Source organism: Streptomyces sp. NPDC045998, from assembly GCF_056430285.1.
The window spans coordinates 40,625-64,378 of record NZ_JBWKLJ010000004.1 but is presented as its reverse complement, the minus strand read 5'-3'; the positions used below and the strand labels follow the sequence as shown (position 1 = coordinate 64,378).

24 protein-coding genes are annotated in these 23,754 nt (G+C 72.7%); 13 read left to right on the top strand and 11 right to left on the bottom strand.

Features of this window, described 5'->3' with window-relative positions; all coding sequences use genetic code 11:
* Positions 1-120: 120 nt before the first annotated feature.
* The 5 genes from tilS (at position 121) to AC07FJ_RS13265 (ending at position 5,863) form a co-directional block, all read left to right on the top strand.
* Positions 121-1,221 carry a tRNA lysidine(34) synthetase TilS gene (tilS, locus tag AC07FJ_RS13285; protein ID WP_479048460.1) on the top strand — a complete coding sequence of 367 codons (1,101 nt, stop codon included), beginning with the start codon at positions 121-123 and terminating at the stop codon, positions 1,219-1,221.
* Positions 1,222-1,262: 41 nt separating this feature from the next.
* Complete coding sequence (gene hpt, locus AC07FJ_RS13280) at positions 1,263-1,802, top strand: hypoxanthine phosphoribosyltransferase (protein WP_031077393.1); 540 nt, start codon at positions 1,263-1,265, stop codon at positions 1,800-1,802.
* A gap of 167 nt (positions 1,803-1,969) precedes the next feature.
* The gene (ftsH, locus tag AC07FJ_RS13275) at positions 1,970-4,006 is read left to right on the top strand and encodes an ATP-dependent zinc metalloprotease FtsH (protein WP_479048457.1); all 2,037 of its coding nucleotides are present in this window, start codon (positions 1,970-1,972) and stop codon (positions 4,004-4,006) included.
* 124 nt (positions 4,007-4,130) lie between these two features.
* Complete coding sequence (folE, locus tag AC07FJ_RS13270) at positions 4,131-4,736, top strand: GTP cyclohydrolase I FolE (RefSeq protein ID WP_468287265.1); 606 nt, start codon at positions 4,131-4,133, stop codon at positions 4,734-4,736.
* A gap of 116 nt (positions 4,737-4,852) precedes the next feature.
* Entirely contained in the window at positions 4,853-5,863 is a 1,011-nt protein-coding gene (locus AC07FJ_RS13265) for an aldo/keto reductase (protein WP_479048454.1), read from the top strand.
* Positions 5,864-5,888: 25 nt separating this feature from the next.
* On the opposite strand, the gene AC07FJ_RS13260 is transcribed toward AC07FJ_RS13265, so the two are convergent.
* The 6 genes from AC07FJ_RS13260 to AC07FJ_RS13235 form a co-directional block, all read right to left on the bottom strand.
* A complete protein-coding gene (locus AC07FJ_RS13260) occupies positions 5,889-6,365 on the bottom strand; it encodes a DUF3180 domain-containing protein (RefSeq protein WP_479048452.1) in 477 nt (158 codons plus the stop codon).
* Between the two features lie 59 nt (positions 6,366-6,424).
* Positions 6,425-7,024 (bottom strand): 2-amino-4-hydroxy-6-hydroxymethyldihydropteridine diphosphokinase, encoded by a 600-nt coding sequence (gene folK / locus AC07FJ_RS13255; protein WP_479048450.1) that lies wholly within the window; start codon positions 7,022-7,024, stop codon positions 6,425-6,427.
* Positions 7,021-7,380, bottom strand: a complete 360-nt coding sequence (gene folB, locus AC07FJ_RS13250) for a dihydroneopterin aldolase (protein WP_355363069.1) — start codon at positions 7,378-7,380, stop codon at positions 7,021-7,023. The genes folK and folB overlap by 4 nt, the downstream gene beginning before the upstream one ends.
* Before the next feature lie 134 nt (positions 7,381-7,514).
* Entirely contained in the window at positions 7,515-7,913 is a 399-nt protein-coding gene (locus AC07FJ_RS13245) for a nuclear transport factor 2 family protein (RefSeq protein WP_468287503.1), read from the bottom strand.
* A gap of 62 nt (positions 7,914-7,975) precedes the next feature.
* Positions 7,976-8,836, bottom strand: coding sequence for a dihydropteroate synthase (gene folP / locus AC07FJ_RS13240; RefSeq protein ID WP_479048448.1), 861 nt, complete (start codon positions 8,834-8,836; stop codon positions 7,976-7,978).
* 49 nt (positions 8,837-8,885) lie between these two features.
* A complete protein-coding gene (locus AC07FJ_RS13235) occupies positions 8,886-10,724 on the bottom strand; it encodes a phosphatidylglycerol lysyltransferase domain-containing protein (RefSeq protein WP_479048446.1) in 1,839 nt (612 codons plus the stop codon).
* Between the two features lie 148 nt (positions 10,725-10,872).
* Between AC07FJ_RS13235 and AC07FJ_RS13230 the strand changes: the two genes are divergently transcribed.
* Entirely contained in the window at positions 10,873-11,997 is a 1,125-nt protein-coding gene (locus tag AC07FJ_RS13230; protein WP_479048444.1) for an alpha/beta hydrolase, read from the top strand.
* Here AC07FJ_RS13230 and AC07FJ_RS13225 read toward each other — a convergent pair.
* A complete protein-coding gene (locus AC07FJ_RS13225) occupies positions 11,990-13,132 on the bottom strand; it encodes an ABC transporter ATP-binding protein (protein WP_479048442.1) in 1,143 nt (380 codons plus the stop codon). The genes AC07FJ_RS13230 and AC07FJ_RS13225 overlap by 8 nt on opposite strands.
* 124 nt (positions 13,133-13,256) lie before the next feature.
* On the opposite strand from AC07FJ_RS13225, the gene AC07FJ_RS13220 reads away from it, so the two are divergent.
* The 4 genes from AC07FJ_RS13220 to AC07FJ_RS13205 all read left to right on the top strand — a co-directional run bounded on the left by AC07FJ_RS13220 (position 13,257) and on the right by AC07FJ_RS13205 (position 16,784).
* Entirely contained in the window at positions 13,257-13,943 is a 687-nt protein-coding gene (locus AC07FJ_RS13220; protein WP_479048439.1) for an ABC transporter permease, read from the top strand.
* A 3-nt stretch (positions 13,944-13,946) separates the two neighbouring features.
* A complete protein-coding gene (locus AC07FJ_RS13215) occupies positions 13,947-14,639 on the top strand; it encodes an ABC transporter permease (RefSeq protein WP_479048437.1) in 693 nt (230 codons plus the stop codon).
* Positions 14,639-15,622 carry an ABC transporter substrate-binding protein gene (locus AC07FJ_RS13210; RefSeq protein ID WP_479048435.1) on the top strand — a complete coding sequence of 328 codons (984 nt, stop codon included), beginning with the start codon at positions 14,639-14,641 and terminating at the stop codon, positions 15,620-15,622. Before AC07FJ_RS13215 ends, AC07FJ_RS13210 begins: the two co-directional genes overlap by 1 nt.
* A gap of 82 nt (positions 15,623-15,704) precedes the next feature.
* Positions 15,705-16,784: a hypothetical protein gene (locus AC07FJ_RS13205; protein WP_479048433.1), complete on the top strand. Its 1,080-nt coding sequence runs from the start codon at positions 15,705-15,707 to the stop codon at positions 16,782-16,784.
* A 57-nt stretch (positions 16,785-16,841) separates the two neighbouring features.
* Here AC07FJ_RS13205 and AC07FJ_RS13200 read toward each other — a convergent pair whose 3' ends face one another.
* On the bottom strand, positions 16,842-17,984 hold the full coding sequence (locus AC07FJ_RS13200; RefSeq protein WP_361428558.1) for an NADH-quinone oxidoreductase subunit D: 1,143 nt from the start codon (positions 17,982-17,984) through the stop codon (positions 16,842-16,844).
* Positions 17,981-19,018 (bottom strand): SAM-dependent methyltransferase, encoded by a 1,038-nt coding sequence (locus tag AC07FJ_RS13195; protein ID WP_479048431.1) that lies wholly within the window; start codon positions 19,016-19,018, stop codon positions 17,981-17,983. The genes AC07FJ_RS13200 and AC07FJ_RS13195 overlap by 4 nt, the downstream gene beginning before the upstream one ends.
* A 150-nt stretch (positions 19,019-19,168) precedes the next feature.
* On the opposite strand from AC07FJ_RS13195, the gene AC07FJ_RS13190 reads away from it, so the two are divergent.
* Positions 19,169-20,371, top strand: a complete 1,203-nt coding sequence (locus tag AC07FJ_RS13190; protein ID WP_479048429.1) for a sensor histidine kinase — start codon at positions 19,169-19,171, stop codon at positions 20,369-20,371.
* A gap of 64 nt (positions 20,372-20,435) precedes the next feature.
* Positions 20,436-21,104 (top strand): response regulator transcription factor, encoded by a 669-nt coding sequence (locus tag AC07FJ_RS13185; protein WP_361428554.1) that lies wholly within the window; start codon positions 20,436-20,438, stop codon positions 21,102-21,104.
* Between the two features lie 25 nt (positions 21,105-21,129).
* Here the strand turns inward: AC07FJ_RS13185 and AC07FJ_RS13180 are convergent, their stop codons facing one another.
* Positions 21,130-22,296: a DUF5937 family protein gene (locus tag AC07FJ_RS13180; protein ID WP_479049486.1), complete on the bottom strand. Its 1,167-nt coding sequence runs from the start codon at positions 22,294-22,296 to the stop codon at positions 21,130-21,132.
* A gap of 104 nt (positions 22,297-22,400) precedes the next feature.
* On the opposite strand from AC07FJ_RS13180, the gene AC07FJ_RS13175 reads away from it, so the two are divergent.
* Complete coding sequence (locus AC07FJ_RS13175) at positions 22,401-22,625, top strand: hypothetical protein (protein ID WP_479048427.1); 225 nt, start codon at positions 22,401-22,403, stop codon at positions 22,623-22,625.
* On the opposite strand, the gene AC07FJ_RS13170 is transcribed toward AC07FJ_RS13175, so the two are convergent.
* Positions 22,600-23,745: a threonine aldolase family protein gene (locus AC07FJ_RS13170; protein WP_479048425.1), complete on the bottom strand. Its 1,146-nt coding sequence runs from the start codon at positions 23,743-23,745 to the stop codon at positions 22,600-22,602. The two genes, AC07FJ_RS13175 and AC07FJ_RS13170, sit on opposite strands and share 26 nt — an antisense overlap.
* Between the last annotated feature and the right edge of the window lie 9 nt (positions 23,746-23,754).

Below are 23,754 nucleotides of genomic sequence, written 5' to 3'. Positions count from 1 at the left end.
TGCTCGGGTATCGGCCGGGTTCTGTCACGATCGATGCACCGTGAGTGACCGAACCCTCCGGTCCGACCGTTAAGACTCCGACCGAGGCACCCCCCAAACTTCACACGAAGGGCACCGGACATGGGTCCCCATCCTGCGGTCGCGGCGATACGCCTGGCGGTCCGCCGCGTTCTCCACGACGTTCTCACCGAGCACACCGCGCAGCACACCGCCCCCGAGCTCAGCACGACCGCATCGGGCGCGCCGAGGCCGTCGGGCGCGCCGGCCGCACCGAGCGCACCCCCGGGCGCTCCCCGCGTCGAGCCGCCGACGCCGCTCGTGCTGGTCGCCTGCTCCGGCGGCGCCGACTCCATGGCGCTCGCCTCCGCCCTCGCCTTCGAGGCCCGCAAGCTGCCCGTCCGCGCCGGTGGCATCACCGTCGACCACGGGCTCCAGGACGGCTCCGGCCTGCGCGCCACCGAGGTCGCCGCCCGCCTCACCGCCATGGGGCTGGAGCCGGTCGAGGCCGTCACCGTCACCGTCGGCCGCGACGGCGGCCCCGAGGCCGCGGCCCGCGACGCCCGGTACGCCGCGCTGGACGAGGCCGCCGAGCGGCTGGGCGCCGCCGCCGTGCTGCTCGGGCACACCCGCGACGACCAGGCCGAGACGGTGCTGCTCGGCCTCGCCCGCGGTTCCGGCATCCGCTCGCTGTCCGGGATGGCCGCCGTCTCCGGCGCCGAGGGCCGCTACCGCCGCCCCTTCCTCCAGCTCGACCGCCAGACGGCCCGCAAGGCCTGCATGGTGCAGTCGCTGCCCGTCTGGGACGACCCCATGAACGCCGACCCGGCCTACACCCGGTCGCGGCTGCGCCACGAGGGGCTGCCCGCCCTGGAGAAGTCGCTCGGCAAGGGCGTCGTCGAGGCCCTCGCCCGTACGGCCCAGCTCTGCCGGGACGACGCCGACGCGCTCGACACCTGGGCCGCCGACGTCGAGGCGTCCGTACGGGACGAGACCGGCCAGCTGGTCTGCGCCCGGCTGTACGCGCTGCCGCCCGCCGTCCGCCGCCGCGTACTGCGCCGCGCCGCCATCGCCGAGGGCGCCCCGGCGGGCTCCCTCTTCGCCCGGCACATCGAGGAACTCGACCGGCTGATCACCAGCTGGCGCGGTCAGGGGGCCATCAATCTGCCCGGCCGCGTCGAGGCACGCCGGCAGGGTGGCAGACTGGTCATTCGGCAAGGCTGACGCAGGCTGCAACGAAAGTGACCCGGGTGAACGAGAAAGACATGGGCGCCGACCTCCAGTCGGTGCTCATCACCAAGGAAGAGATCGACGCGAAGCTGGCCGAGCTGGCCGCGAAGATCGACGCTGAGTACGCGGGCAAGGACCTGCTCATCGTCGGCGTCCTCAAGGGCGCCGTGATGGTGATGGCGGACCTGGCGCGCGCGCTGTCCACCCCCGTCACGATGGACTGGATGGCCGTCTCCTCGTACGGGGCGGGCACCCAGTCCTCCGGCGTGGTCCGGATCCTCAAGGACCTGGACACCGACATCAAGGGCAAGCACGTCCTGATCGTCGAGGACATCATCGACTCCGGCCTGACCCTGTCGTGGCTGCTGTCGAACCTCGGCTCGCGCGAGCCGGCCTCCCTGGAGGTCTGCACCCTGCTGCGCAAGCCCGAGGCGGCGAAGGTCGCGATCGACGTGAAGTGGATCGGATTCGACATCCCCAACGAGTTCGTCGTCGGATACGGCCTGGATTACGCGGAGAAGTACCGCAACCTCCCCTTCGTCGGGACGCTGGCGCCGCACGTCTACGGCGGCTAGTGCGTGAGGTCCCGGCGCCGTACGGGAACCCCGGCCTCCTTCCCGCCGTTGGAGCATGGGAAGGCGGTCGCGGGTGACAATGCTGGGGTACCGTCCGAAGAACAGTCTTTTCTCATAGCAGCATTTACCTACGGGCAGGAGGGACGGGGCGTCATCGCTCCGTATGGATGGACGTGAAGCGATACTTCCGTGGGCCGGTCATGTGGATCGTGCTGGCCGTCCTCGCCGTGGTCGTGTTGATGCAGGTCGTCGGCTCGTCGGGCGGCTACAAGACGGTGGACACCGGCAAGGTCGTCCAGGCCATCGACAAGAACCAGGTCGAGCAGGCCAAGCTCACCACCGGCGACGAGCAGATGATCAAGATCGACCTGAAGGACGGCTTCAAGGTCGACAACTCCGACAAGGTCCAGGCGAGCTACATCGGCACGCAGGGCTCCGACCTGGCCGCCACGCTGCAGAAGAAGTTCGCGGCGGGTGAGATCGAGAAGAGCTACACGGTCTCGCCGTCGAAGCAGTCGCCGTTCGTCTCGGTGCTGCTCTCGCTGCTGCCCTTCGTGCTGATCGTCGTGGTCTTCCTGTTCCTGATGAATCAGATGCAGGGCGGCGGCTCCCGGGTCATGAACTTCGGGAAGTCCAAGGCCAAGCTGATCACCAAGGACACCCCGAAGACGACCTTCGCCGACGTGGCGGGGTCCGACGAGGCCGTCGAGGAGCTCCACGAGATCAAGGAGTTCCTCCAGGAGCCGGCGAAGTTCCAGGCCGTCGGCGCCAAGATCCCCAAGGGCGTGCTGCTGTACGGCCCGCCCGGTACGGGCAAGACGCTCCTTGCGCGCGCCGTCGCGGGCGAGGCCGGCGTGCCGTTCTACTCGATCTCCGGCTCCGACTTCGTCGAGATGTTCGTCGGTGTCGGTGCCTCGCGTGTGCGCGACCTCTTCGAGCAGGCCAAGGCGAACGCCCCGGCGATCGTCTTCGTCGACGAGATCGACGCCGTCGGCCGGCACCGCGGCGCGGGCCTCGGCGGCGGTCACGACGAGCGCGAGCAGACCCTCAACCAGCTGCTCGTCGAGATGGACGGCTTCGACGTGAAGGGCGGCGTCATCCTGATCGCCGCCACCAACCGGCCGGACATCCTCGACCCGGCGCTGCTGCGCCCGGGCCGCTTCGACCGGCAGATCGCCGTCGACCGCCCGGACATGCAGGGCCGCCTGGAGATCCTCAAGGTCCACCAGAAGGGCAAGCCGGTCGCCCCGGACGTCGATCTGGCCGCCGTGGCCCGTCGTACGCCCGGCTTCACCGGTGCCGATCTGTCCAACGTCCTGAACGAGGCGGCGCTGCTGACCGCCCGCTCGGACAAGAAGCTGATCGACAACCACATGCTGGACGAGGCGATCGACCGGGTGGTCGCGGGCCCGCAGAAGCGGACCCGGATCATGTCGGACAAGGAGAAGAAGATCACCGCGTACCACGAGGGCGGTCACGCCCTGGTCGCGGCGGCCTGTCCGAACTCCGACCCGGTCCACAAGATCACCATCCTGTCCCGTGGCCGGGCCCTGGGCTACACCATGGTCCTGCCGGACGAGGACAAGTACTCCACCACGCGCAACGAGATGCTCGACCAGCTGGCCTACATGCTGGGCGGGCGCGCGGCCGAGGAGCTGGTCTTCCACGACCCGACCACGGGCGCGGCCAACGACATCGAGAAGGCGACCGCGACCGCGCGGGCCATGGTCACGCAGTACGGCATGACCGAGCGGCTCGGCGCGATCAAGTTCGGCGGCGACAACAGCGAGCCCTTCCTGGGCCGCGAGATGGCGCACCAGCGCGACTACTCGGAAGAGGTCGCCGCGCTCGTCGACGAAGAGGTCAAGAAGCTCATCGAGACCGCGCACAACGAGGCGTGGGAGATCCTGGTCGAGAACCGTGACGTCCTCGACAACCTCGTCCTGCGGCTGCTGGAGAAGGAGACGCTCGGCAAGGAGGAGATCGCCGAGATCTTCGCCCCGATCGTCAAGCGCCCGGCCCGCCCGGCGTGGACCGGCTCCTCGCGGCGTACGCCGTCGACGCGGCCGCCGGTGCTGTCGCCGAAGGAGCTGGCGCTGACCAACGGCGCGGCGGGTACCGCCGGGACGAACGGCTCCGGCCCCTCCGACACCACCACCGCCCCGGCGGCGGAGCCGGTCACGGAGGACCGCCCCGAGGCGTAAGCCCCGGTACGGCCGGGAAGCTCCCGGAAGCCCCGGAATGAAAGCCGCGCCCCCCAGGTTCTAGCCTGTGGGGGCGCGGCTTTTCACGTACGCGCGTACTCAGGCAATACGGAACGAGGCACACATGACCGACCCGGTGACTCTGGACGGCGAGGGCACGATCGGCGTGTTCGACGAGAAGCGCGCCGAGAACGCCGTACGTGAACTCCTCATCGCGGTTGGCGAGGACCCGGACCGCGAAGGCCTGCGGGAGACCCCCGCCCGGGTGGCGCGGGCGTACAAGGAGATATTCGCGGGGCTGTGGCAGGAGCCCGAGGACGTCCTGACGACCACCTTCGACCTCGGTCACGACGAGATGATCCTGGTGAAGGACATCGAGGTCACGTCCTGCTGCGAGCACCACCTGGTGCCCTTCCGGGGCGTCGCCCACGTCGGGTACATCCCGTCCACCAGCGGCAAGATAACGGGCCTGTCCAAGCTGGCCCGGCTCGTGGACGTCTACGCCCGCCGGCCGCAGGTGCAGGAGCGCCTCACCACCCAGATCGCCGAATCGCTGATGAAGATCCTGGAGCCCCGGGGCGTCATCGTCGTCATCGAGTGCGAGCACATGTGCATGTCGATGCGCGGCATCCGCAAGCCCGGCGCGAAGACGATCACCTCGGCGGTGCGCGGCCAGCTGCGCGATGTGGCGACGCGCGCGGAGGCGATGAGCCTCATCATGGCCGAGTAGGCGTCCTGCCGGCCGCGCCGGAGGGGGCGCCGGAGTGGTCAACTCCCTTGTTTTCAGCCATCTTTCATGCCGGACAGATGGTGGACGCGGTCCGTCGTGCCGTGAAGACTCTCGGCATGACGATCACGAACGAGCAGTCGACGCCGTTGCCCACGCGCTCGCTCGGCGGGCTGGAGGTGTCCGCCCTCGGGTTCGGCGCGATGGTGCTGTCCCCGGGTGTGTACGGCGAGATCGACGACGAGCGCGGCGAGCGGGCGCTGCTCGCCGCCGTCGACGCGGGCGCCACGCTCATCGACACCTCCGACGGGTACGGCGCCGACGGCCACAACGAGCGGCTCATAGGCAAGGCGCTGCGCGGGCGGCGCGACGAGGTGGCCCTCGCCACCAAGTTCGGCTTCCGGCTGCCCGAGGGCGTCGAGCCGCACCCCTTCCCGGTCGGCTTCGCCTTCGGTGAGCTGGCCGTCAACGCCGACCCCAAGCACGTACGGGGCTACGCCGAGGCGAGCCTGCGGGAGCTCGGCACCGACCGGATCGACCTCTACTACCCGCACTTCCCCGACCCGCAGGTGCCGCTGGAGGACACCGTCGGCGCGGTCGCGGACCTGATCCGGGCGGGTCTGGTCCGCCACCTCGGCCTGTCGAACGTCACCGCCGAGCAGCTGCGCGCCGCGCACGCCGTACACCCGGTGGCCGCCGTCCAGACCGAGTGGTCCATGTGGCGCCCGGTCGACCCCGAGCTGCTCGCCGCCGCCCACGAGCTCGGCGTGGGCCTGGTGGCCTGGTCCCCGCTCGGCGCGGGGTTCCTCACCGGCACGGTCGGCGAGGTGAAGGAAGGCGACTTCCGGCAGCAGATGCCGCGCTTCAGCGCCGCGAACCACCAGGCCAACAACGACCGCTTCGCGCCCGTCCGGGGCATCGCCGCCGAGCTGGACCTCACCCCGGCGCAGCTGGCCCTGGCCTGGCTGCTGGCCCAGGACCGGCACGTGGTGCCGATCCCGGGCAGCCGCACTCCCGCCCACATCGAGGAGAACCTCGCCGCGGCGCGCGTCGAGCTCCCCTCCGACGTGCTGGACCGGCTGTCGGCGATCCTCGCCGAGACGGAGGTCGCGGGCGGCACGCTGCTGTAGCGCGGCACGCCGGCGGCCGGGTGGCTCAGCCCGGGGACGGGACCTCGTCGTCGTCCTCCGGAAGCCTGCACACCCGCTCCAGGAACATCGCCGCCGCGATCACCGCGATACCCGCCGCCACCGAGAAGCCGGCGTAGATCGCCTGGTCGCGGCGGGCCGGGACGTCGAGGGAGCCGAGCAGGAAGACGCCCGTCCCGCCGTACATGCCGCTGACCAGGGCGGTGACCAGGGCGCTTGCCTGGCCGAACACCACCGCGCGGGCCGCCATCAGCGGCTCGACGCCCTTCGCCCCCGGCCGGCGCTCGCGCTGGGCGCGCAGGCGGGAGCGGAGCGAGAGGGCCGTCGCCAGCAGGACGACGGCGATCGCGGCGAGGACGATCGGCGCGGCGAGCGGGACGCTCGGCAGGGTGCCGAACGACTCCCACAGCCGGGCGCCGCCCCAGGAGAGGATGCCGGCGACGGCGAAGAGTCCGGCCAGTACCGTGAGCCGCAGTTGCTTCACCGGGTGTCCTTACGTGGTGGCCGTGGTCGGCGCCGTACGGTCTGTGTCCTGATCAACGACTACTCCGGCAGTCGCAGTTCCAGGTCCGCCCGGGCGAGGACGCCCTCCCTGCCGACGGCCGTCAGCAGGTCGGCGACCGCGCCGGCGCCGGGAAGCTGGGCCTCCGGGTCCACGTCGTGCCACGGAGCCAGCACGAAGGCGCGCTCGTGGGCCCGGGGGTGCGGCAGGGTCAGGACCGGGTCGTCGGAGACGACGTCCGCGTACGCCACGATGTCGACGTCGAGCGTGCGGGCGCCCCAGCGCTCCTCGCGGACCCGGTGGAAGGCCTCCTCCACGGCGTGCGCCCGCTCCAGCAGGGACGCCGGGGGCAGCGTGGTCTTCAGCACGACGACCGCGTTGAAGTACGACGGCTGGGAGCTGGGGTCGACGCCCCACGGCTCCGTCTCGTACACGGGCGAGACCGCCTTGACCCGGACGCCCGGGGTGTCCTCCAGCGCGTCGATGGCGCCCTGCAGGGTCTCCAGGCGGTTGCCGAGGTTGGAACCGAGGGCGATCACGGCCCGCTTCGGGTTGGAGAGCGTGATGTCCGCGGCGTCGACCTGCTCCACCACGGAGGCGGGCACCGGCTGTACCGTCGGGTCGCTCTGCGTGCTCTTCATGCGCGCCTCCGTGTGATGGTGATGGTGACGTCGTCGAAGGGGACGGTGATCGGGGCGTCCGGCTTGTGCACGGTCACCTCGACCTCCTGGACCCCGCCGTGCTTCAGGCACTGCTGGGCGATGCGCTCGGCGAGGGTCTCGATCAGGTCCACCGGCTCCCCCTGCACGACGTCCACGACCTCCTCCGCCACGATGCCGTAGTGCACGGTCTTCGCCAGGTCGTCGTCGGCCGCCGCCGGGCGGGTGTCGAGGCCCAGCACCAGGTCGACGATGAAGGTCTGGCCCTCCTCGCGCTCCCGGGGGAAGACGCCATGGTGCCCACGGGCCTTGAGGCCGCGCAGCGCGACACGATCCACGCGAATCACTCCTGCTGTCGTTGGTCGGGCGGGCACACGGCCGGGTGCGGTCGACGCGCGTTGCCACCACTCGAATCTACCTGCGACCACCGACAGCGCCCGCCCACGGGCCTCGCTTGTGCCCGCCTACCCACTCAGGAGCCGTTTTCGTCGTCGTCCTCGTCGCCGGATTCGGCCAGAACGGGCGAACCGTGGTGCGCCCAGATCCGCCATCCGTCGGGGGTGCGGCGGAAGACGTTCGTCGCGACGACCAGCTGGCCGACGAGCGGCCCCAGCTCGGCGCCGTCCTCGGCGGGGCCGCCGCTGAGGATGTTCTCGGTGCAGGTCACCAGGGCCGTCTCGCCGGCCACGGACACCTTCACATCGGTCAGGAAGAACTGGATGTACTCGGTGTTCGCCATGATCAGCGCGTACGAGCGGAGCACCTCGCCGCGGCCGGACAGGACCGGCCAGCCCGGGTGCACGCAGGAGATCCCGCCGTACGCCTCGTCGAGCCACAGGTCGGAGATGGTCTCGAAGTCGCCGCGCTCCATCGCCTCGTAGAAGGCGGTGTTGGCCAGTTCGACCGCTTCCGTGTCGTTGGTGCGCGCGTCGCTCACAGGGCTCCCTCGACGGCGCGGGCGACCCGTACCGCGTCCGCCGTCGCCCGTACGTCGTGGACGCGTACCGCCCAGGCGCCCTCGTGCGCGGCGATGGCCGAGACGGCGGCGGTGGCCGCGTCCCGCTCGCGCGCCGGGGGCGGCGGCGCGCCCTCGGCGGCCAGGATGTGGCCGAGGAACCGTTTGCGCGAGGCGGCCACCAGCAGCGGGCGGCCCAGAGTGCGCAGGTCGGCCAGGTGGGCGACGAGGGCGAGGTCGTGCGGCGCCTGCTTGGCGAAGCCCAGGCCCGGGTCGACGATGATCCGCTCCGGTGCGACACCTGCCTCGACGACTGCCTCCAGGCGCGCGCGGAGCTCGGCGAGGACCTCGGCGACCACGTCGTCGTAGACGGCGAGGCTGTTCATGGTGTCGCTGAAGCCGCGCCAGTGCATGACGACGAACGCCACCTCGGCGGCGGCCACGGACGGCACCATCTCGGGGTCGGCGAGGCCGCCGCTGACGTCGTTGACCAGGACGGCGCCCGCCTCGACCGCCCGGCGGGCCACGGAGGCGCGCATGGTGTCGACGGAGACCGTCACCCCCTCGGCCGCCAGGCCGCGTACGACGGGGACGACCCGCCGCAGCTCCTCGTCCTCGTCGACGCGCGTGGCGCCGGGGCGCGTGGACTCACCGCCCACGTCCACCAGGTCGGCGCCCTGGGCGACCAGCTCCAGGCCGTGCTTGATGGCGGCCGTGGTGTCGAACCAGCGGCCGCCGTCGGAGAAGGAGTCGGGCGTCACATTGACGACCCCCATGACCGCACAGCGGTCCCACTCCGGCAGGCCCCGGGCCGTGCCACGCGCGCGCAACGTACTCATGCGTCCAGCCTAGGGGGTGTCTTGTCGATCAGGCCGGGCCCGCTGCGGCTCAGGCGGCGCGGACCTCGTGTTCCGCGCCGGGGCGGGGCAGGTGCGCGCAGGGGCGGGGCGCGGCGGCGGCGCGGCGGCGGAAGGGCCGGGGCAGGGCGAGGTTCACGAAGCCCTCGGCCTGCATCGCGGCGAAACCGATGCGCGGCAGGTCGCGCGTGTTGCGGTACACCACGAAGCGGGGCTCCCAGCGGGGCCGGAACTTCGCGTTGAACTTGTACAGCGACTCGATCTGGAACCAGCGGGAGAGGAACACCAGCAACCCCCGCCACACCCGCAGCACCGGGCCGGCGCCGAGCTTCTCGCCGCGCGCGAGGGCGGAGCGGAACATGGCGAAGTTCAGCGAGACCCGCTTGACGCCCAGCGTGGGCGCGGCCTGGAGGGCGGCGACGATCAGCAGCTCGTTCATGCCGGGGTCGGCGGACCGGTCGCGGCGCATCAGCTCCAGCGACATGCCGTCCGTGCCCCACGGCACGAAGTGGATGATCGCCTTCAGGTCGCCGTACGGGGAGCCGGCCGAGTCGTCGTCGTCCTTGTGGGCGGTGGCGATCACCGCCTCGCCGTCCGCCGGGTCGCCGATCCGGCCCAGGGCCATGGAGAAGCCGCGCTCGGTGTCGGTGCCGCGCCAGTCGGCCGCGGCGTGCCGTATGTGCTCCAGCTCGCCTTCCGTCAGGTCACGGGCGCGCCGGACCCGGGTCGTGTAGCCGTTGCGCTCGATGCGCTTGACCATCTGGCGCACGTTGCGCATGGCGCGCCCGGTGAGGGAGAAATCCGCGACGTCCACCACCGCCTCGTCCCCGAGTTCCAGCGCGTCCAGGCCGGTCTCGCGGGTCCAGACCTCGCCGCCCGTCTCGGAGCAGCCCATCACGGCCGGGGTCCAGGAGTGGGCCTTGGCCTCGTCCATGAACCGCTCGATGGCGCCGGGCCAGGCCTCGACGTCGCCGATCGGGTCGCCGCTGGCCAGCATCACGCCGGAGACGACCCGGTAGCAGACGGCCGCCTTGCCGCTGGGCGAGAAGACGACGCCCTTGTCGCGGCGGAGCGCGAAGTGGCCGAGCGAGTCCCGCCCGCCGTGCCGCTCCAGCAGCGCGCGCAGCCGGGCCTCGTCGTCCTCGGTGAGCCGGGCGACCGGGTGCTCGGGACGGAAGGCCAGGTAGATGGTGGTGATGGCGGTGAGCAGGCCGAGCGCGCCGAGCGAGTAGCCGACCGTCCAGTCCACGCCGCCGCGGTAGCCGACGGGGCCCTCCACGCCGAGCAGGCCGTACAGGACGTGCTCCAGGCGGTCGCTCAGGCTCGGGCTGCCGACGACCTTCCCGGGGTGGGCGCTGACGATGACCAGGCCCAGCGCGATGGAACCGGCGCCCATCAGGACGAAGTTGGCCAGCGCCTTCCAGCGGCTGCGCGGGTCGGGCAGGGCCGCGAACTCGCTGCGGTGGCGCAGCAGCAGCGCCAGCAGGACGAGCGAGAGCAGGCCGCCGATGACCGAGTGGCGGTAGACGAACTGGGCCACCGCGCCGACCGGCAGCAGGACCACCGCGGCGCGCCAGGCGCGGCGCTTGTGCCGCTTGAGGCCGTGCGCGAGCAGCAGGAGCAGCACACCGGCGCTGAGGGAGAGCGCCGCCGACAGCGGGCCCAGGGTGCCGGGGAGCACCTCGGCGATGGCGTGCATGCGGCTGGCCCGGAAGCGGGGGAAGACCCCGGCGGCGATGTCGATCAGGCCGATGGCCGTACAGGCCGTGCCCACCAGGGAGGGAACCTTCTCGGCGCGTGGTCCGCGCAGGACACGGCGCACCCGGCTCGGAACCGATCCCGACTTATCCCCATCTTTCGTGACAGACATCGTTTCCCGTAGCTCCGCGAGAGATTCCAGTGTTCCTTTCGGCCGCAGAATCGGTCGGCCGGAGACGTGCGCTCTCTAGGACGGCGGCCGGGGGAGGCGGGTTCATTCATCTCCGGGAAATTCTCGACGAAGAGGACCAGAACGACTCATGGGTCTGACCAGCAACAAGGTTCTGGCGCTGGCCGCGGTGGTCGCCGTGGGGCTGTTCGCCGCCACGGTGTGGCTGTGGCCCCGGCTGTCGCGCCGGGGCCTGCGCCCGGTGCTCGGCAGGGTCGGCCTGCTGCTCGCGACCCAGCTGGCGCTGTTCGCGTCGGTCGGCCTGGCCGCCAACAACTACTTCCTCTTCTACGGGTCCTGGGCCGACCTCTTCGGCCAGGAGCAGCAGATGGGCGTGGTCGTCGACCACTCGGCGGGCGGCAGGGCCGGCAAGTCCGTCAAGGTCGTCGCCGAGCTGAAGCCGGAGGGCGTGCCGGGCGGCGGGCGCCCCGCGGCGGCAGGGCAGGTCCAGAAGGTCCTCGTCGCCGGGGAGAAGTCGGGGATCACCAGCCCGGCGTACGTGTACCTGCCGCCGGAGTACTTCCAGCCGGCGTACGCGGACAAGACCTTCCCCGCGGCGGTCGTCCTGACCGGCTACCCGGGCACCGCCGAGAACCTCCTCAAGGGCCTGAAGTACCCGCGCACCGCGTACGAGCAGGTCAAGAGCGGGAAGATGCGGCCGATGGTGCTGGTGATGCTGCGGCCGACCGTGGCACCGCCCCGGGACACCGAGTGCGTCGACATCCCCGGCGGCCCGCAGACCGAGACCTTCTTCGCCGAGGACCTCCCGAAGGCCGTGTCGGGCGCGTACCGCGTGGGCACGCAGCCGCGGAACTGGGGCTTCATCGGCAACTCGACCGGCGGCTACTGCGCCCTGAAGATCGCCCTGCACCACCCCGAGCGGTACGCGGCCGGGGCCGGCCTCTCCGCGTACTACAAGGCGGCCGAGGACGTCACCACCGGCGACCTCTTCAAGGGCGACCGGCGGCTGCGTGACCGCGCCGACCTGCTGTGGAGCCTGGACCACCTGCCGCAGGGCCGCTCGTCCTTCCTGGTGACCACGTCGAAGCAGGGCGAGGGGAACCTCAAGGGCACGCGCGCGTTCATCGCCAAGGTGAAGGCGCCCGCACGCGTGTCGTCGATCACCCTCGACAGCGGCGGGCACAACTTCACCACCTGGAACCGCGAGATCCCGCCCGCCCTGGTGTGGCTGAGCGGCCGGCTGAGCGCTAGCTGACCGTCTCCACGTCCACGTCCGTACGGGGGACGTCCCGCGCGTCCGCGGCGGTCGAGCGGCGCAGCGCCTCGTGCAGCCGGGCCGGGGTCAGCACGCCGAGGAAGCGGCCCCGCTCCTCGCGGTCGATGACCGCGATCCAGCCCGCGTCGTGCTGGAGCATCGTGGCGAACGCCTGCTTGAGCGAGGCGCCGACGGGCAGCCACGCCTCCATGCGGCGCGCGTGGTCGCGTACGGAGCCCTCGCCGCGCGCGGCCTGCTCGGCGGAGATCCAGCCGTGCAGGTTGTCCTCGCGGTCCAGGACGACGGCCCACCGCGAGTCCAGCGTGCGGGGGAGCGGGTCGTCCAGGTGGACCACCGGCGGCTGTTCGAGGTCGCCCGGCTCGATCGGGGTGACGGAGAGCCGCTTGAGGCCCCGGTCCGCGCCGACGAAGTCGGCGACGTACGGCGTGGCGGGGGCGCCGAGCACGGTGGCCGGGGTGTCCAGCTGCTCGATCCTGCCGTGCCCGTAGACGGCGATGCGGTCGCCGAGCCGGACGGCCTCCTCGATGTCGTGCGTGACGAACAGGACCGTCTTGCGCATCTGCGACTGGAGCTTGAGGAACTCGCTCTGCAGCCGCTCCCGCACCACCGGGTCGACCGCCCCGAACGGCTCGTCCATCAGCAGCACCGGCGGGTCGGCGGCCAACGCCCGGGCCACGCCGACGCGCTGGCGCTGGCCGCCGGAGAGCTGGTCGGGGTAGCGGTCGCCGTACGTGGCCGGGTCGAGCCCCACGAGGTCGAGCAGTTCGGCGGCGCGGGCGCGGGCCCGGTCGCGCCGGGTGCCGAGGAGGTGGGGCACGGTCGCGGTGTTCTCCAGCACCGTCTTGTGCGGGAAGAGGCCCACCTGCTGGATGACGTAGCCGATCCGGCGGCGCAGCCGGACGGGGTCGACGGCGGCGATGTCCTGGCCGTCGACGAGGATGCGGCCCCCGGTCGGCTCGATGAGCCGGTTGACCATCTTCATCGTGGTGGTCTTGCCGCAGCCGGACGGGCCGACGAGCGTGACCAGTTCGCCCTCGGCCACCTCGAACGACAGGTCGTCGACGGCGGTCGTGCCGTCGGGGTACCGCTTCGTCACACGCTCGAATCGGATCATGGTTCCCCCATTGTGGCCGGTGCGGTGTGAAGCCCATGTTGCCGTGGTGTGGCGGTGCGGGGTGATTGTCGGTGGCGGGGGTTAGGGTCGTTGGCGGATCGAACTGGCGAACGGGGGTGAGCGGGTGAGCACGGCGTCGAGCTGCTTGGCGGCCAACGACTGGATCTGCGCGGAGTACGTCCGCTCCCGCGCCCAGGAGCTGACCGACGCGACCGTCCAGCACGTGTGGATCACCGTCGTGTCGGTGCTGATCGGGCTGGCCGTGGCGTTCCCGCTGGCGCTGCTGGTGCGCGCCCGGCCGCGGTGGGCGGGGCCGGTGCTCGGGCTGACGACCGTGCTCTACACGATCCCGTCGCTGGCGATGTTCTCGCTGCTGCTGCCGCTCTTCGGGCTGTCGGCCGCCCTGGTGGTGACGGGCCTGGTGCTCTACTCGCTCACGATCCTCGTACGCAACATCCTGGCCGGGCTCGCGGCCGTGCCCGACGAGACGCGCGAGGCGGCCCGCGGCATGGGGTACGGGCGCGGGCGCCTGCTGTGGGAGGTCGAATTGCCCCTGGCGCTCCCGGCCGTGATGGCGGGCGTGCGGATGGCGACGGTGTCCACCATCGCCCTGACGACGGTCGGCGCCCTCGTCGACTACGGCGGGCTCGGCACGCTCATCACGGGCGGGCTGAAGAGCTACTTCAAGGCGCAGGTGCTCACGGCGTCGGTGCTGTGCGTGCTGCTGGCGGTCGTGGCGGACCTGCTGCTGCTCGGCGCGCAGCGGCTGCTCACCCCCTGGGCGCGTCCCCGTACGGGAAAGGCGGGCTGAGGCGTGGGCGCGGTGGCCGACTCCTGGACGTGGCTGACGACCGGGGCCAACTGGCAGGGCGAGAGCGGGGTGTGGCACCGGCTCGGCGAGCACCTGTACTTCAGCGGGGTGTCCCTGCTGATCGCGTGCCTCGTCGCCCTGCCCCTGGCGCTCTGGCTCGGGCACATCGGCAAGGGCGGGACCCTCGCCGTCAACCTCTCCAACGTGGGGCGGGCGGTGCCCACGCTGGCGGTGCTCGTGCTGCTGACGCTCACTCCGCTGGGGCGCCACGGCGACCTGCCGGTGATCCTCGCCCTGGTGCTCTTCGCGGTGCCGCCGCTGCTCACCAACGCGTACCTCGGGATGCGCGAGGTCGACCGGGCGGTGGTGGAGGCGGCGCGCGGCATGGGGATGTCCGGGGGCCAGCTCTTCCGGAAGGTGGAACTGCCGCTCGCCTTCCCGATGGTGATGACCGGTCTGCGGTCGGCGACGGTCCAGGTGATCGCCACCGCGACGCTCGCCGCGATGGCCGGCCAGGGCGGCCTCGGCCGGATCATCACCGCGGGTTTCAACACGTACGACACCGCGCAAGTGGTCGCGGGGGCGCTGATCGTCGGGGGGCTCGCCCTGGCGGTCGAGGGCCTGCTGGTGCTCGCCGGCCGGGTCCTGGACCCGGTGCGGCGGAGCGACGTATCCCTATCCGGACGGAGAACGTGATGAGTAGGACCTCGCGCCTGGCGGGTGCGGTACTGGCCGTGGCGGCGCTGACCGGGGGGCTCGCCGCGTGCGGGGGCGACAGCCTGGAGAAGCGGAAGGGCGGCGCGGACGCCGCCTCGGCCCGCGGCGGCGGCGACAAGGGCACGCTGGTCGTCGGCTCGGCCGGCTTCACCGAGTCCAGCGTGCTGGCGGAGCTGTACGCGCAGGTGCTGAAGGACGCCGGATACACCACCTCCATCAGGACCGTGGAGAACCGGGAGCTGTACGAACCCGCCCTGGAGAAGGGCGAGATCGACGTCGTACCGGAATATGCGGCTACGCTTGCGGAATTCCTCAACGCGAAGGTGAACGGACCGAAGGCGTCGGAGGAGAAGCCGGTCGCCTCCAGCGATGTCACCGCCACCGTCGCGGCGCTGGAGAAGCTCGCCTCTCCGCGCGGACTGAAGGTGCTCCCGGCCGGCGGCGCGGTGGATCAGAACGCCTTCGCCGTGTCCAGGGAATTCGCCGAGAAGAACAAGCTCAAGACCCTTTCCGACCTCGGCGCCTCGAAGCTGAAGGTGAAGATCGCGGCGGGCGACGAGTGCGAGATCCGGCCGTTCTGCGCGCCGGGCCTGAAGAAGACGTACGGCATCGACGTGGCGGGCATCGACCCCAAGGGCGTCGGTACGACGCAGGCCAAGCAGGCCGTCAAGGACGGCATCGACCACATGGTGCTGACGACCACGACGGACGCCACCCTGGAGCAGTTCGGGCTGGTGCTGCTGGAAGACGACAAGAAGCTGCAGAACGCCGACAATGTGCTGCCGGTCGTCAATGCGAAGGACGCCGGTTCGGCGGAGATAGCCGCCGCGCTCGACAAGATCACGAAGGTGTTGACGACCGAGGATCTCGTGGAGTTGAACCGGAAGGTGGACGCCGAGCGGGCAAAGCCGGTGGACGCGGCCCGGGCTTACCTGGAGGAGAAGGGGCTGATCGGGAAGTAGACCGAGAGGAAAGGCCGGCCGGTGGCGAAACAATGCCGGGCCTGTCCCCCAAACGGAGTCTACGCACGGTAAATTTCAGGCCATGCCACGTGGACGCCACCGCCATTCCCCACCCCTGCACCGGCTGCTGCCGCCGTCGGCGGTCGCCGGCGCGTCGGTTCTCTGTGCCGGAGGCGCCTGGCTCTTCGCGGATCCGCTGGTCCTGCGGCTGCTGGCGGCCGCCGCCGCCGTGGGGGCCGTCACCGGAGCCGTCCTGATGCGCAGTTGGGACCGGGCGGCCGGCCGGCGTGTCGCCGAGCTGACCCGGGCCCGGGCGGGCGACCAGTGGCGCACCGAGGAGCGGATCGCGGAGCTGGAGGCGGACCTGGAGGAGTCGCGCGAGCTGCGCGTCCGGCTGGAGGCGAAGCTGCGGGCCAAGCGCGTCGAGCTGGCGGGGCTGCGCAACGAGCACGCCGGGCTGCTGCGCCGGTACGCCACCGCCGAGACCGAGCGGGCCAGCGCGCTGGAGGGCCGCCGGCAGCTCGCGCTGGAGGCCGCGGCACCGGCCGCCCGGACCGCCCGGGAGCTGCCCGCCGCGGCCTCGACGCCGACCCCGGCCGCGTACCTCCAGGCCGCCAGGGCGCTGGAGAACCTCGCGCGGAACGCCGCCGCCCAGGAGGCCGGGCACGCCGGGCGGCGGTCCCCGGAGGCACCCGCGGCCGAGGCACCCGTGTCGGAGGCGCCCGCCGCCGCCGACGAGGCCGCCGCCGACACACCCACCGCCGCCGACGCCCACCAGCCCGCCACCCACGAGGCCGAGGCCCCGGAGGCCGCCGCCCACGAGGCCGAGGCCCCGGATGCCGAGGAGCCCGAGGGCCCCGGTGCCGCGTCCGCGATGCGCCCGGTCCCGCCGACCGCCGCGATCGCCCCGCAGGCGGCGCAGTGGCGTCCGGCGCCGCGCCTCCAGGGCGGCTTCGACTTCTTCGGCACCCAGACGCGGAAGAAGGCCCCGGCGGCCATCGAGGCCGTCCAGCACGAGGACCTGGCCGACGTCGTCGGCGAGGAGGCCCTCGCCGTACGGCGGCGGGAGGAGCGCGCGGTCGGCAAGGTCATCGACCTGACGGCGCACGACGAGACCGAGCAGCTCGACGTGGTGGAGCTGCGGCGCGACGCCGCCTCCTGACCGCCGGTCCGGCCCCGGCCACTCGACCGCCGGTCCGGCCCCGGCCGCCCGGCCGGGCTACTTGTCGATGTCGCCGACGACGAAGAAGAACGACCCCAGGATCGCCACCATGTCCGCGACGAGCGTCCCCGGCAGCAGCTCCACCAGCGCCTGGATGTTGTTGTACGACGCCGAGCGCAGCTTCAGCCGGTACGGGGTCTTGTCGCCCTTGGACACCAGGTAGTAGCCGTTGAGCCCGAGAGGGTTCTCGGTCCAGGCGTACGTGTGGCCCTCCGGCGCCTTCAGGACCTTCGGCAGCCGCTGGTTGATCGGCCCGGGCGGCAGCTCCGCGAGCCGGTCGAGGCAGGCGTCGGCGAGGTCCAGGGAGTTGTGCGTCTGCTCCAGCAGGCACTCGAAGCGGGCCAGGCAGTCGCCCTCCTCGCGGGTGACGACCTTCAGGGTGTCCTGGAGGTCGCCGTACGCGAGGTACGGCTCGTCGCGCCGCAGGTCGAAGTCGACACCGGACGCGCGGGCCAGCGGGCCGCTGACGCCGTACGCGTGCACGATCCCGGGCGCCATGACGCCGACGCCGCGGGTGCGGCCGCGGAAGATCTCGTTGCCGAGGACGAGGCGGTCGTACACGTCCATGCGGGAGCGGATCGCCGCCACCGCCTGCCGGGCCCGGCCGAGCCAGCCGGCGGGCAGGTCCTCCTTGAGACCGCCCACCCGGTTGAACATGTAGTGGATCCGGCCGCCGGAGACCTCCTCCATCACGTGCTGGAGGTCCTCGCGCTCGCGGAAGGCGTGGAAGATCGGGGTGATACCGCCCAGTTCGAGGGGGTACGAGCCGAGGAACATCAGGTGGTTGAGCACCCGGTTCAGCTCCGCGAGCAGGGTGCGCGTCCACACGGCGCGCTCCGGGACCTCCATGCCGAGCATCCGCTCGACGGCCATGACGACACCGAGCTCGTTGGAGAACGCCGACAGCCAGTCGTGGCGGTTGGCCAGCATGATGATCTGACGGTAGTCGCGCGCCTCGAAGAGCTTCTCCGCGCCGCGGTGCATATAGCCGACGACCGGCTCGGCATGCTGGATCAGCTCGCCGTCCAGCACGAGCTTCAGGCGCAGCACGCCGTGCGTGGAGGGGTGCTGGGGCCCGATGTTCAGCACCATGTCGGTGCTTTCCGCGGCACCGCCGATGCCGACCGTGGTCTCCGTCATGCCGGACAGTATCCCTCCCCGGGCACGTGCTGGAGCAGCCAGGTGAAGTCCCCGAGTCCGCCCCGCGCCGTGAGCTCCGCGGCCTCCCCGGCAGCGGCGAGGGCGCGTACGTACCCGGCGGGGTCGCTCCGCGCCAGGTCGAGGGCGGGCCGGCCCCCGGCGACCCCGAGCCGCCGCAGCGCCTCCCGCTGCGAGACCAGCTCCACCGGGCCCGCTCCGCACGTCGCCGCGCAGGCGTCCAGCGCCACGTGCGCCGTGATGTCGCACGAGCCGTCCGGCACCGGCTCCACCTCGCGGCCCGCGCGGAAGCCGGTCAGCGTGCCGAAGGGCGGCCGGGCCTCCCGCACGTGGGCGTAGTCGACCGCCACCGCCAGGCCGGCGTCGAGGCGGCCCACCGCGCGTGCCCAGGCCTCGTCGCGCGGGCGGCCGATCTCGGCGCGCTCGCCCGGCTCCCGCAGCGGCCACCAGCGGGCCAGCCACTCCGCATCGGCCCCCCCGACCGGCGGGCCCAGCCGCTCGGTGCCGTCCGGCGCCACCTCCACGTACCGGGGCGTGCCCGCATCGTCCACTTCGGCGACGTCCACCGGCACGTTGTCGAGCCACTCGTTGGCGAACAGCAGCCCGCGCACCCCGGACGGCAGGTCCGGCCCCCACTCCACGCGCGGGTCCAGTCCCTCGGGCCGGGCCGCGCGCTCGACGGCGTACGCCCGTACGCGAAGGTCCGCCGCCGAAGCCGGCAGCGCCGCCAACACCCCCGTCAGCAGCTCGCCGCGCCCCGCCCCCACGTCCACCAGTGCGACCTCGTCCGTGCCGAGCTCCTCCGCGACCCGCGCCAGCAGCCGGGCGACCGCCCCGGCGAACAGCGGTGAGGCGTGCACCGACGTACGGAAGTGCCCCGCGGGCCCCTCGGGGCGCAGGTAGAAGCCGTCGGGCCCGTACAGCGCGCGTTCCGCGGCCGCCCGCCAGCCCGTCCACCGACTCGGCCCCCGGCCGGTTCCCTGACTCGTGCGAGCCGTCTCATCCGTCACGGGCACCAGTCTCCACCGGCCTCTCCGCCCCGCCCCCTCCACCCTGTCCTGCCCCTCTCCACCCTGCCCTCTCCACCCTGCGGAGTAGGGCCCCCTGCCATTGATGGGACCTCCGGTTGACCCCTGCACCTATTCCGTTTCCCTACGCTGGGTGACGTGCACCGCCTCTACGACTTCATCCGCAGACACCCGACGGGCGTCGACGGCTTCTGGGCTGTGATGCTCCTGGGGTTCTCCATGCTGTGGGTGGCCACGGTCCCCGTAGGCGCCAAGCCCGCCCTGGTGGCCGCCGGGGTCGTCCTGCTGCTCTGTCTAGCTGTGGCGCTGCGCCGCCGCTGGCCCGACAAGATGCTGCTGCTCGTCGCCGGCATCGGCGTGGCCCAGCTCGTGCTCGACATCGCGACGAACCCGGCCGACTTCGCGATGCTCGTCGTCATCTACACCGTGGCCGCGCAGAGCGACGGCCCGCGCTGGGCGTCCCGCCTCGCGCTCGTCGGCGGCGTGAGCGCGGCCCCGCTGGCGCAGCTGCGCTGGCCCGTCGAGAACGTCTCGACCGCCGGGCAGGTGTTCTTCACCGTCGTGCTGAGCGTGCCCTTCGTGCTGGCCTGGGTGCTCGGCGACTCGATGCGCACCCGTCGCGCGTACTTCGCACAGCTGGAGGAGCGCGCCACCCGCCTGGAGAAGGAGCGCGAGGCCCAGGCCAAGGTCGCCGTCGCCGCCGAACGCGCCCGGATCGCCCGCGAGCTGCACGACGTCGTCGCCCACAACGTCTCCGTCATGGTCGTCCAGGCGGACGGTGCCGCGTACGTCCTCGACACCTCGCCCGACCTGGCCAAACAGGCCCTGGAGACCATCTCCACCACCGGCCGCCAGGCGCTCGCCGAGATGCGCCGGCTGCTCGGCATCCTGCGCACCGGCGAGCCGCAGGACTCCGAGGACTACGTGCCGCAGCCCGACGTCCAGCAGATCGGGGACCTGGTGGAACAGGTCCGCAGCGCGGGCCTCGCCGTCGACTTCCGCATCGAGGGCACCCCGCGCCCGCTGCCGAGCGGCGTCGAGCTCACCGCGTACCGCATCGTCCAGGAGGCGCTCACCAACACCCGCAAGCACGGCGGCCCGGACGTCGGGGCGAGCGTGCGGCTGGTCTACTTCGACGACGGACTCGGTCTGCTGGTCGAGGACGACGGCCGGGGCGCGTCGCACGAGCTGTACGAGGACGGCGGCGCCGACGGCCGGGGCCACGGCCTGATCGGCATGCGCGAGCGCGTCGGGATGGTCGGCGGCACGCTGGACGCCGGGCCCCGGCCCGGCGGCGGCTTCCGGATCAGCGCCCTGCTCCCCCTCAAGCCCGCCCACTGAAGCCCACTGAAGCCCACTGAAGCCCGCTGAAGTCCACTGAATCCGTACGGACCTAAGGAATCGCATGTCCATCCGCGTGATGCTCGTCGACGACCAGGTGCTGCTGCGCACCGGCTTCCGCATGGTGCTGGCCGCCCAGCCGGACATGGAGGTCGTCGCGGAGGCGGGCGACGGGGCCGAGGCGATCGACGTCCTGCGGTCCACGGCCGTGGACGTCGTCCTCATGGACGTACGGATGCCCCGCCTGGACGGGGTGGAGGCCACGCGCCGCATCTGCGCCGAGCCGGGCGCGCCGCGCGTGCTGATCCTGACCACCTTCGACCTGGACGAGTACGCCTTCTCCGGCCTGAAGGCGGGCGCCAGCGGCTTCATGCTCAAGGACGTGCCGCCCGGGGAGCTGCTCAGCGCCATCCGGGCCGTGCACAGCGGCGACGCGGTGGTCGCGCCGTCGACGACCCGGCGGCTGCTGGACCGTTTCTCCCCGATGCTGCCCTCCGCCGCCAAGGACCCGCGCGACAAGACCCTGGAGAAGCTCACCGAGCGGGAGCGCGAGGTGATGATGCTCGTCGCGCAGGGCCTGTCCAACGGTGAGATCGCGGGGCGGCTGGTGCTCTCGGAGGCCACCGTCAAGACGCACGTCGGCCGCATCCTCACCAAGCTCGGGCTGCGGGACCGGGTGCAGGTGGTGGTCCTCGCGTACGAGACGGGCCTGGTGCGGGCCGGGGGCCGCTGAGCGCCGTCCCGCGCGCGCCCGCCCGTCAGCGCAGCACCGTCTCCAGGAAGTCACTGCCGATGCGGGCGACGGCGGCCACGTCCAGCTGGTGCAGGACGTACCGGCCGCGGCGGCGCACGGTGACGAGCTGGGCCTTCTTCAGGACGGCGAGGTGGCGCGAGACCTCCGGCGGGGTGATGCCGTACAGCTCGGCCAGCTCGCCGTTGGTGTACGCGGCGCGGGCCAGCTCGCGGCACATGCGCATGCGCAGGGGGTGGGCCAGCGCCTCCATGCGCAGGTGGAGCATCTCGACCGAGGCGGGCCCGGGCAGCTCCGGCGCGCCGACGGGGTAGTGGACGACGGGGCGCCAGCCGGGGGAGTGCAGCACCCACAGGTGGGGCCAGCCGAAGCTGGACGGCACGAAGGTGACCCCGGTCCCGGCGGCGGTGGTCCGGCCGTCGGTGAGCTTGTCGACCACGATGCGCCGTGCGCCCGCGCCCCTGCTCCCGCCCGCGCCCGCGCCCCCACCCGCGCTCGCGCCCCCGCCCCCACCCGCGTTCACGCCCCCGCCCTCGCCCTCGTCGAGCCGCACCGCGGGCGACACGGCGCGCAGGGCCTCCGGCAGGCCCTTGCGGCGCAGCAGCTCGGTCTTGTGGCGGGCGTCGGCGGCGAGGGAGGGCTGGACGCGGCGCCAGGTGTCGGCGAAGAAGGCCTGGTCGCAGTCCTCGAAGAGGCGGCGCAGCCAGGCGCGTACGCCCCCGGGGTCGGCGAGCAGGCGGCGGGTGAACTCCAGCTGCCGGGGGCCGCGGCTGGCGGCGAGTTCCAGGGCGCGTTCCGGGCGGACGGCGCCGTCGGCCGGGTACTGCGCGGAGCAGGTGAACTCCAGGGCGGCGGTCAGGAAGCGGTCCTCGTCCAGCGCGTCGAGCAGGTCGAGCTCCTCGGCGAGCGTGGCGCCGGTGCGGCCGTCGCCGCCCCGCACTCCGGCGAACGGCAGGTGGACGTCCGAGAACGTCGTCGTCCACAGGAAGTTCGCCTCGTGCAGCCGGTCGGCGAGGTCCGGCTTGAGCGCGGCGGCGGTGGCGGTCGCCCAGCCGTGCAGCCCGGGGTGGTGCCCGGGCTCGGACAGGACGTGCAGGGCCTCGCCCAGCTCGGCGAGGGGCGAGATGTCGAAGACGATGCGCTCGGGCGGCAGGCCCGTGATGTCGATGCTCACGCTCACGCCCCCATGGTGAGGGCTGACCCGCCCTGCATCGCGCCAGTTGACGTCCCTCGTCAATCGATACGCCTCAGCGGGGCGGGGTGCGGACCCTGGAGCCCATGAACGCCCTGCACCAGCACCTCCTGGACACCTACCGCTCGGCCCAGCTCGGCACCCCGCCCCCGCCGCTCCCGGGCGCGCACGACTGGCGCGCCCTGCGCGCGGCCCGCGAGCACCGCCGCTTCCTCAAGGTGCTCAGGGGCGTGCCGGTGCACCTGTCGCGTGCGGCCCGGACGGCGGCCCGGACGTCGGGCCGGACTACCGCCCGGACACCCGCCCGATGAAGTCCCGCGCCGCGTCCACCACGTCCTGGCGCGACCACTCCAGGCCCGGTGCCGCGACCATGACCTCCGTGACCGCGACGCCCGGCGGACCGGCCGGGCCCGGGTCCGCCCAGGCGCGGAAGAGGGTGACGCCCGTCTCCTCGGCCTGGCGGACGCCCGCCTCCGTGAGGGCCTCCGGCTCGTACGGCAGCCACACCTGGAACTGGTGCGTGTGCGGGGTCTCCGGGTGCACCCGGAACCACGGCGCCGCCCCCGCGAAGCCCTCCCGCAGCGCCTCCGCCACCACGCGGGCGTGCGCCACGTACGACGGCAGCCGCGGCAGCTCCCGCTCCAGGCCCAGCAGCGCCGACAGCGCCGCCGGGAACTGCTGGAACAGCTGGCCCCCGTACCGGTGGCGCCACGCCTGGGCCTCCTCCACCAGCGGCTCGGGCCCGGCCAGGACGGCGCCGGACAGCCCGCCGAGCGACTTGTAGAAGGAGACGTACACGCTGTCGGCGAGTCCCGCTATCTCGGAGAGCTCCCGCCCGAACCAGGGGGCGCACTCCCACAGCCGCGCGCCGTCGAAGTGCACCACCGCATCCCGCTCCCGCGCGGCCTCCACCACCGCCACCAGCTCGTCCCAGTGCGGCAGTACGAAGCCGGCGTCGCGCAGCGGCAGCTCCAGCATCAGCGTGCCGAAGGGCTCGTCGAGGTCCCGGACCTCCTCGGCGGTGGGCAGCCGGGGCGCGCGCGTCGGGTGGACGGTCCGCAGCCCGGTGAGCGCCGTGAGGGCGCGGCGTTCGTGCACCTCGGGGTGCGCCAGCGGGTGGAGCGCGACGACCGGGTTGCCGGTGCGCGCCGCCCAGCACCGCAGCGCCACCTGCTGCGCCATGGTCCCGGTGGGGAAGTACGCCGCGGCCGGGAACCCCAGCAGCGCCGCCACCCGCCGCTCCAGGGTCTCGACGACCCGGTCGCCGTACACGTCGACCGGCTCGGACAGGTCGTGGACGCCGCCCGCGTCCCGCGCGAGCGCGCTCAGCCGCTCCGCGAGCGTCGTCTCCGAGGCGTACCGCCACAGGACCTTCTCGGACGCCCGCCACGCGGCGGTCCGCCGCGCCTTCTCGTCACCTTGATCGCTCATGGTCCGATC

Excerpts from the sequence above, each read along its gene's own strand:
- tilS (WP_479048460.1), top strand. The coding sequence starts at position 121 with ATGGGTCCCCATCCTGCGGTCGCGGCGATACGCCTGGCGGTCCGCCGC.
- hpt (WP_031077393.1), top strand. The coding sequence starts at position 1,263 with ATGGGCGCCGACCTCCAGTCGGTGCTCATCACCAAGGAAGAGATCGAC.
- ftsH (WP_479048457.1), top strand. The coding sequence starts at position 1,970 with ATGGACGTGAAGCGATACTTCCGTGGGCCGGTCATGTGGATCGTGCTG.
- folE (WP_468287265.1), top strand. The coding sequence starts at position 4,131 with ATGACCGACCCGGTGACTCTGGACGGCGAGGGCACGATCGGCGTGTTC.
- AC07FJ_RS13265 (WP_479048454.1), top strand. The coding sequence starts at position 4,853 with ATGACGATCACGAACGAGCAGTCGACGCCGTTGCCCACGCGCTCGCTC.
- folK (WP_479048450.1), bottom strand. The coding sequence starts at position 7,024 with ATGAAGAGCACGCAGAGCGACCCGACGGTACAGCCGGTGCCCGCCTCC.
- AC07FJ_RS13245 (WP_468287503.1), bottom strand. The coding sequence starts at position 7,913 with ATGGAGCGCGGCGACTTCGAGACCATCTCCGACCTGTGGCTCGACGAG.
- folP (WP_479048448.1), bottom strand. The coding sequence starts at position 8,836 with ATGAGTACGTTGCGCGCGCGTGGCACGGCCCGGGGCCTGCCGGAGTGG.
- AC07FJ_RS13235 (WP_479048446.1), bottom strand. The coding sequence starts at position 10,724 with ATGTCTGTCACGAAAGATGGGGATAAGTCGGGATCGGTTCCGAGCCGG.
- AC07FJ_RS13230 (WP_479048444.1), top strand. The coding sequence starts at position 10,873 with ATGGGTCTGACCAGCAACAAGGTTCTGGCGCTGGCCGCGGTGGTCGCC.
- AC07FJ_RS13225 (WP_479048442.1), bottom strand. The coding sequence starts at position 13,132 with ATGATCCGATTCGAGCGTGTGACGAAGCGGTACCCCGACGGCACGACC.
- AC07FJ_RS13210 (WP_479048435.1), top strand. The coding sequence starts at position 14,639 with ATGAGTAGGACCTCGCGCCTGGCGGGTGCGGTACTGGCCGTGGCGGCG.
- AC07FJ_RS13205 (WP_479048433.1), top strand. The coding sequence starts at position 15,705 with ATGCCACGTGGACGCCACCGCCATTCCCCACCCCTGCACCGGCTGCTG.
- AC07FJ_RS13200 (WP_361428558.1), bottom strand. The coding sequence starts at position 17,984 with ATGACGGAGACCACGGTCGGCATCGGCGGTGCCGCGGAAAGCACCGAC.
- AC07FJ_RS13185 (WP_361428554.1), top strand. The coding sequence starts at position 20,436 with ATGTCCATCCGCGTGATGCTCGTCGACGACCAGGTGCTGCTGCGCACC.
- AC07FJ_RS13175 (WP_479048427.1), top strand. The coding sequence starts at position 22,401 with ATGAACGCCCTGCACCAGCACCTCCTGGACACCTACCGCTCGGCCCAG.
- AC07FJ_RS13170 (WP_479048425.1), bottom strand. The coding sequence starts at position 23,745 with ATGAGCGATCAAGGTGACGAGAAGGCGCGGCGGACCGCCGCGTGGCGG.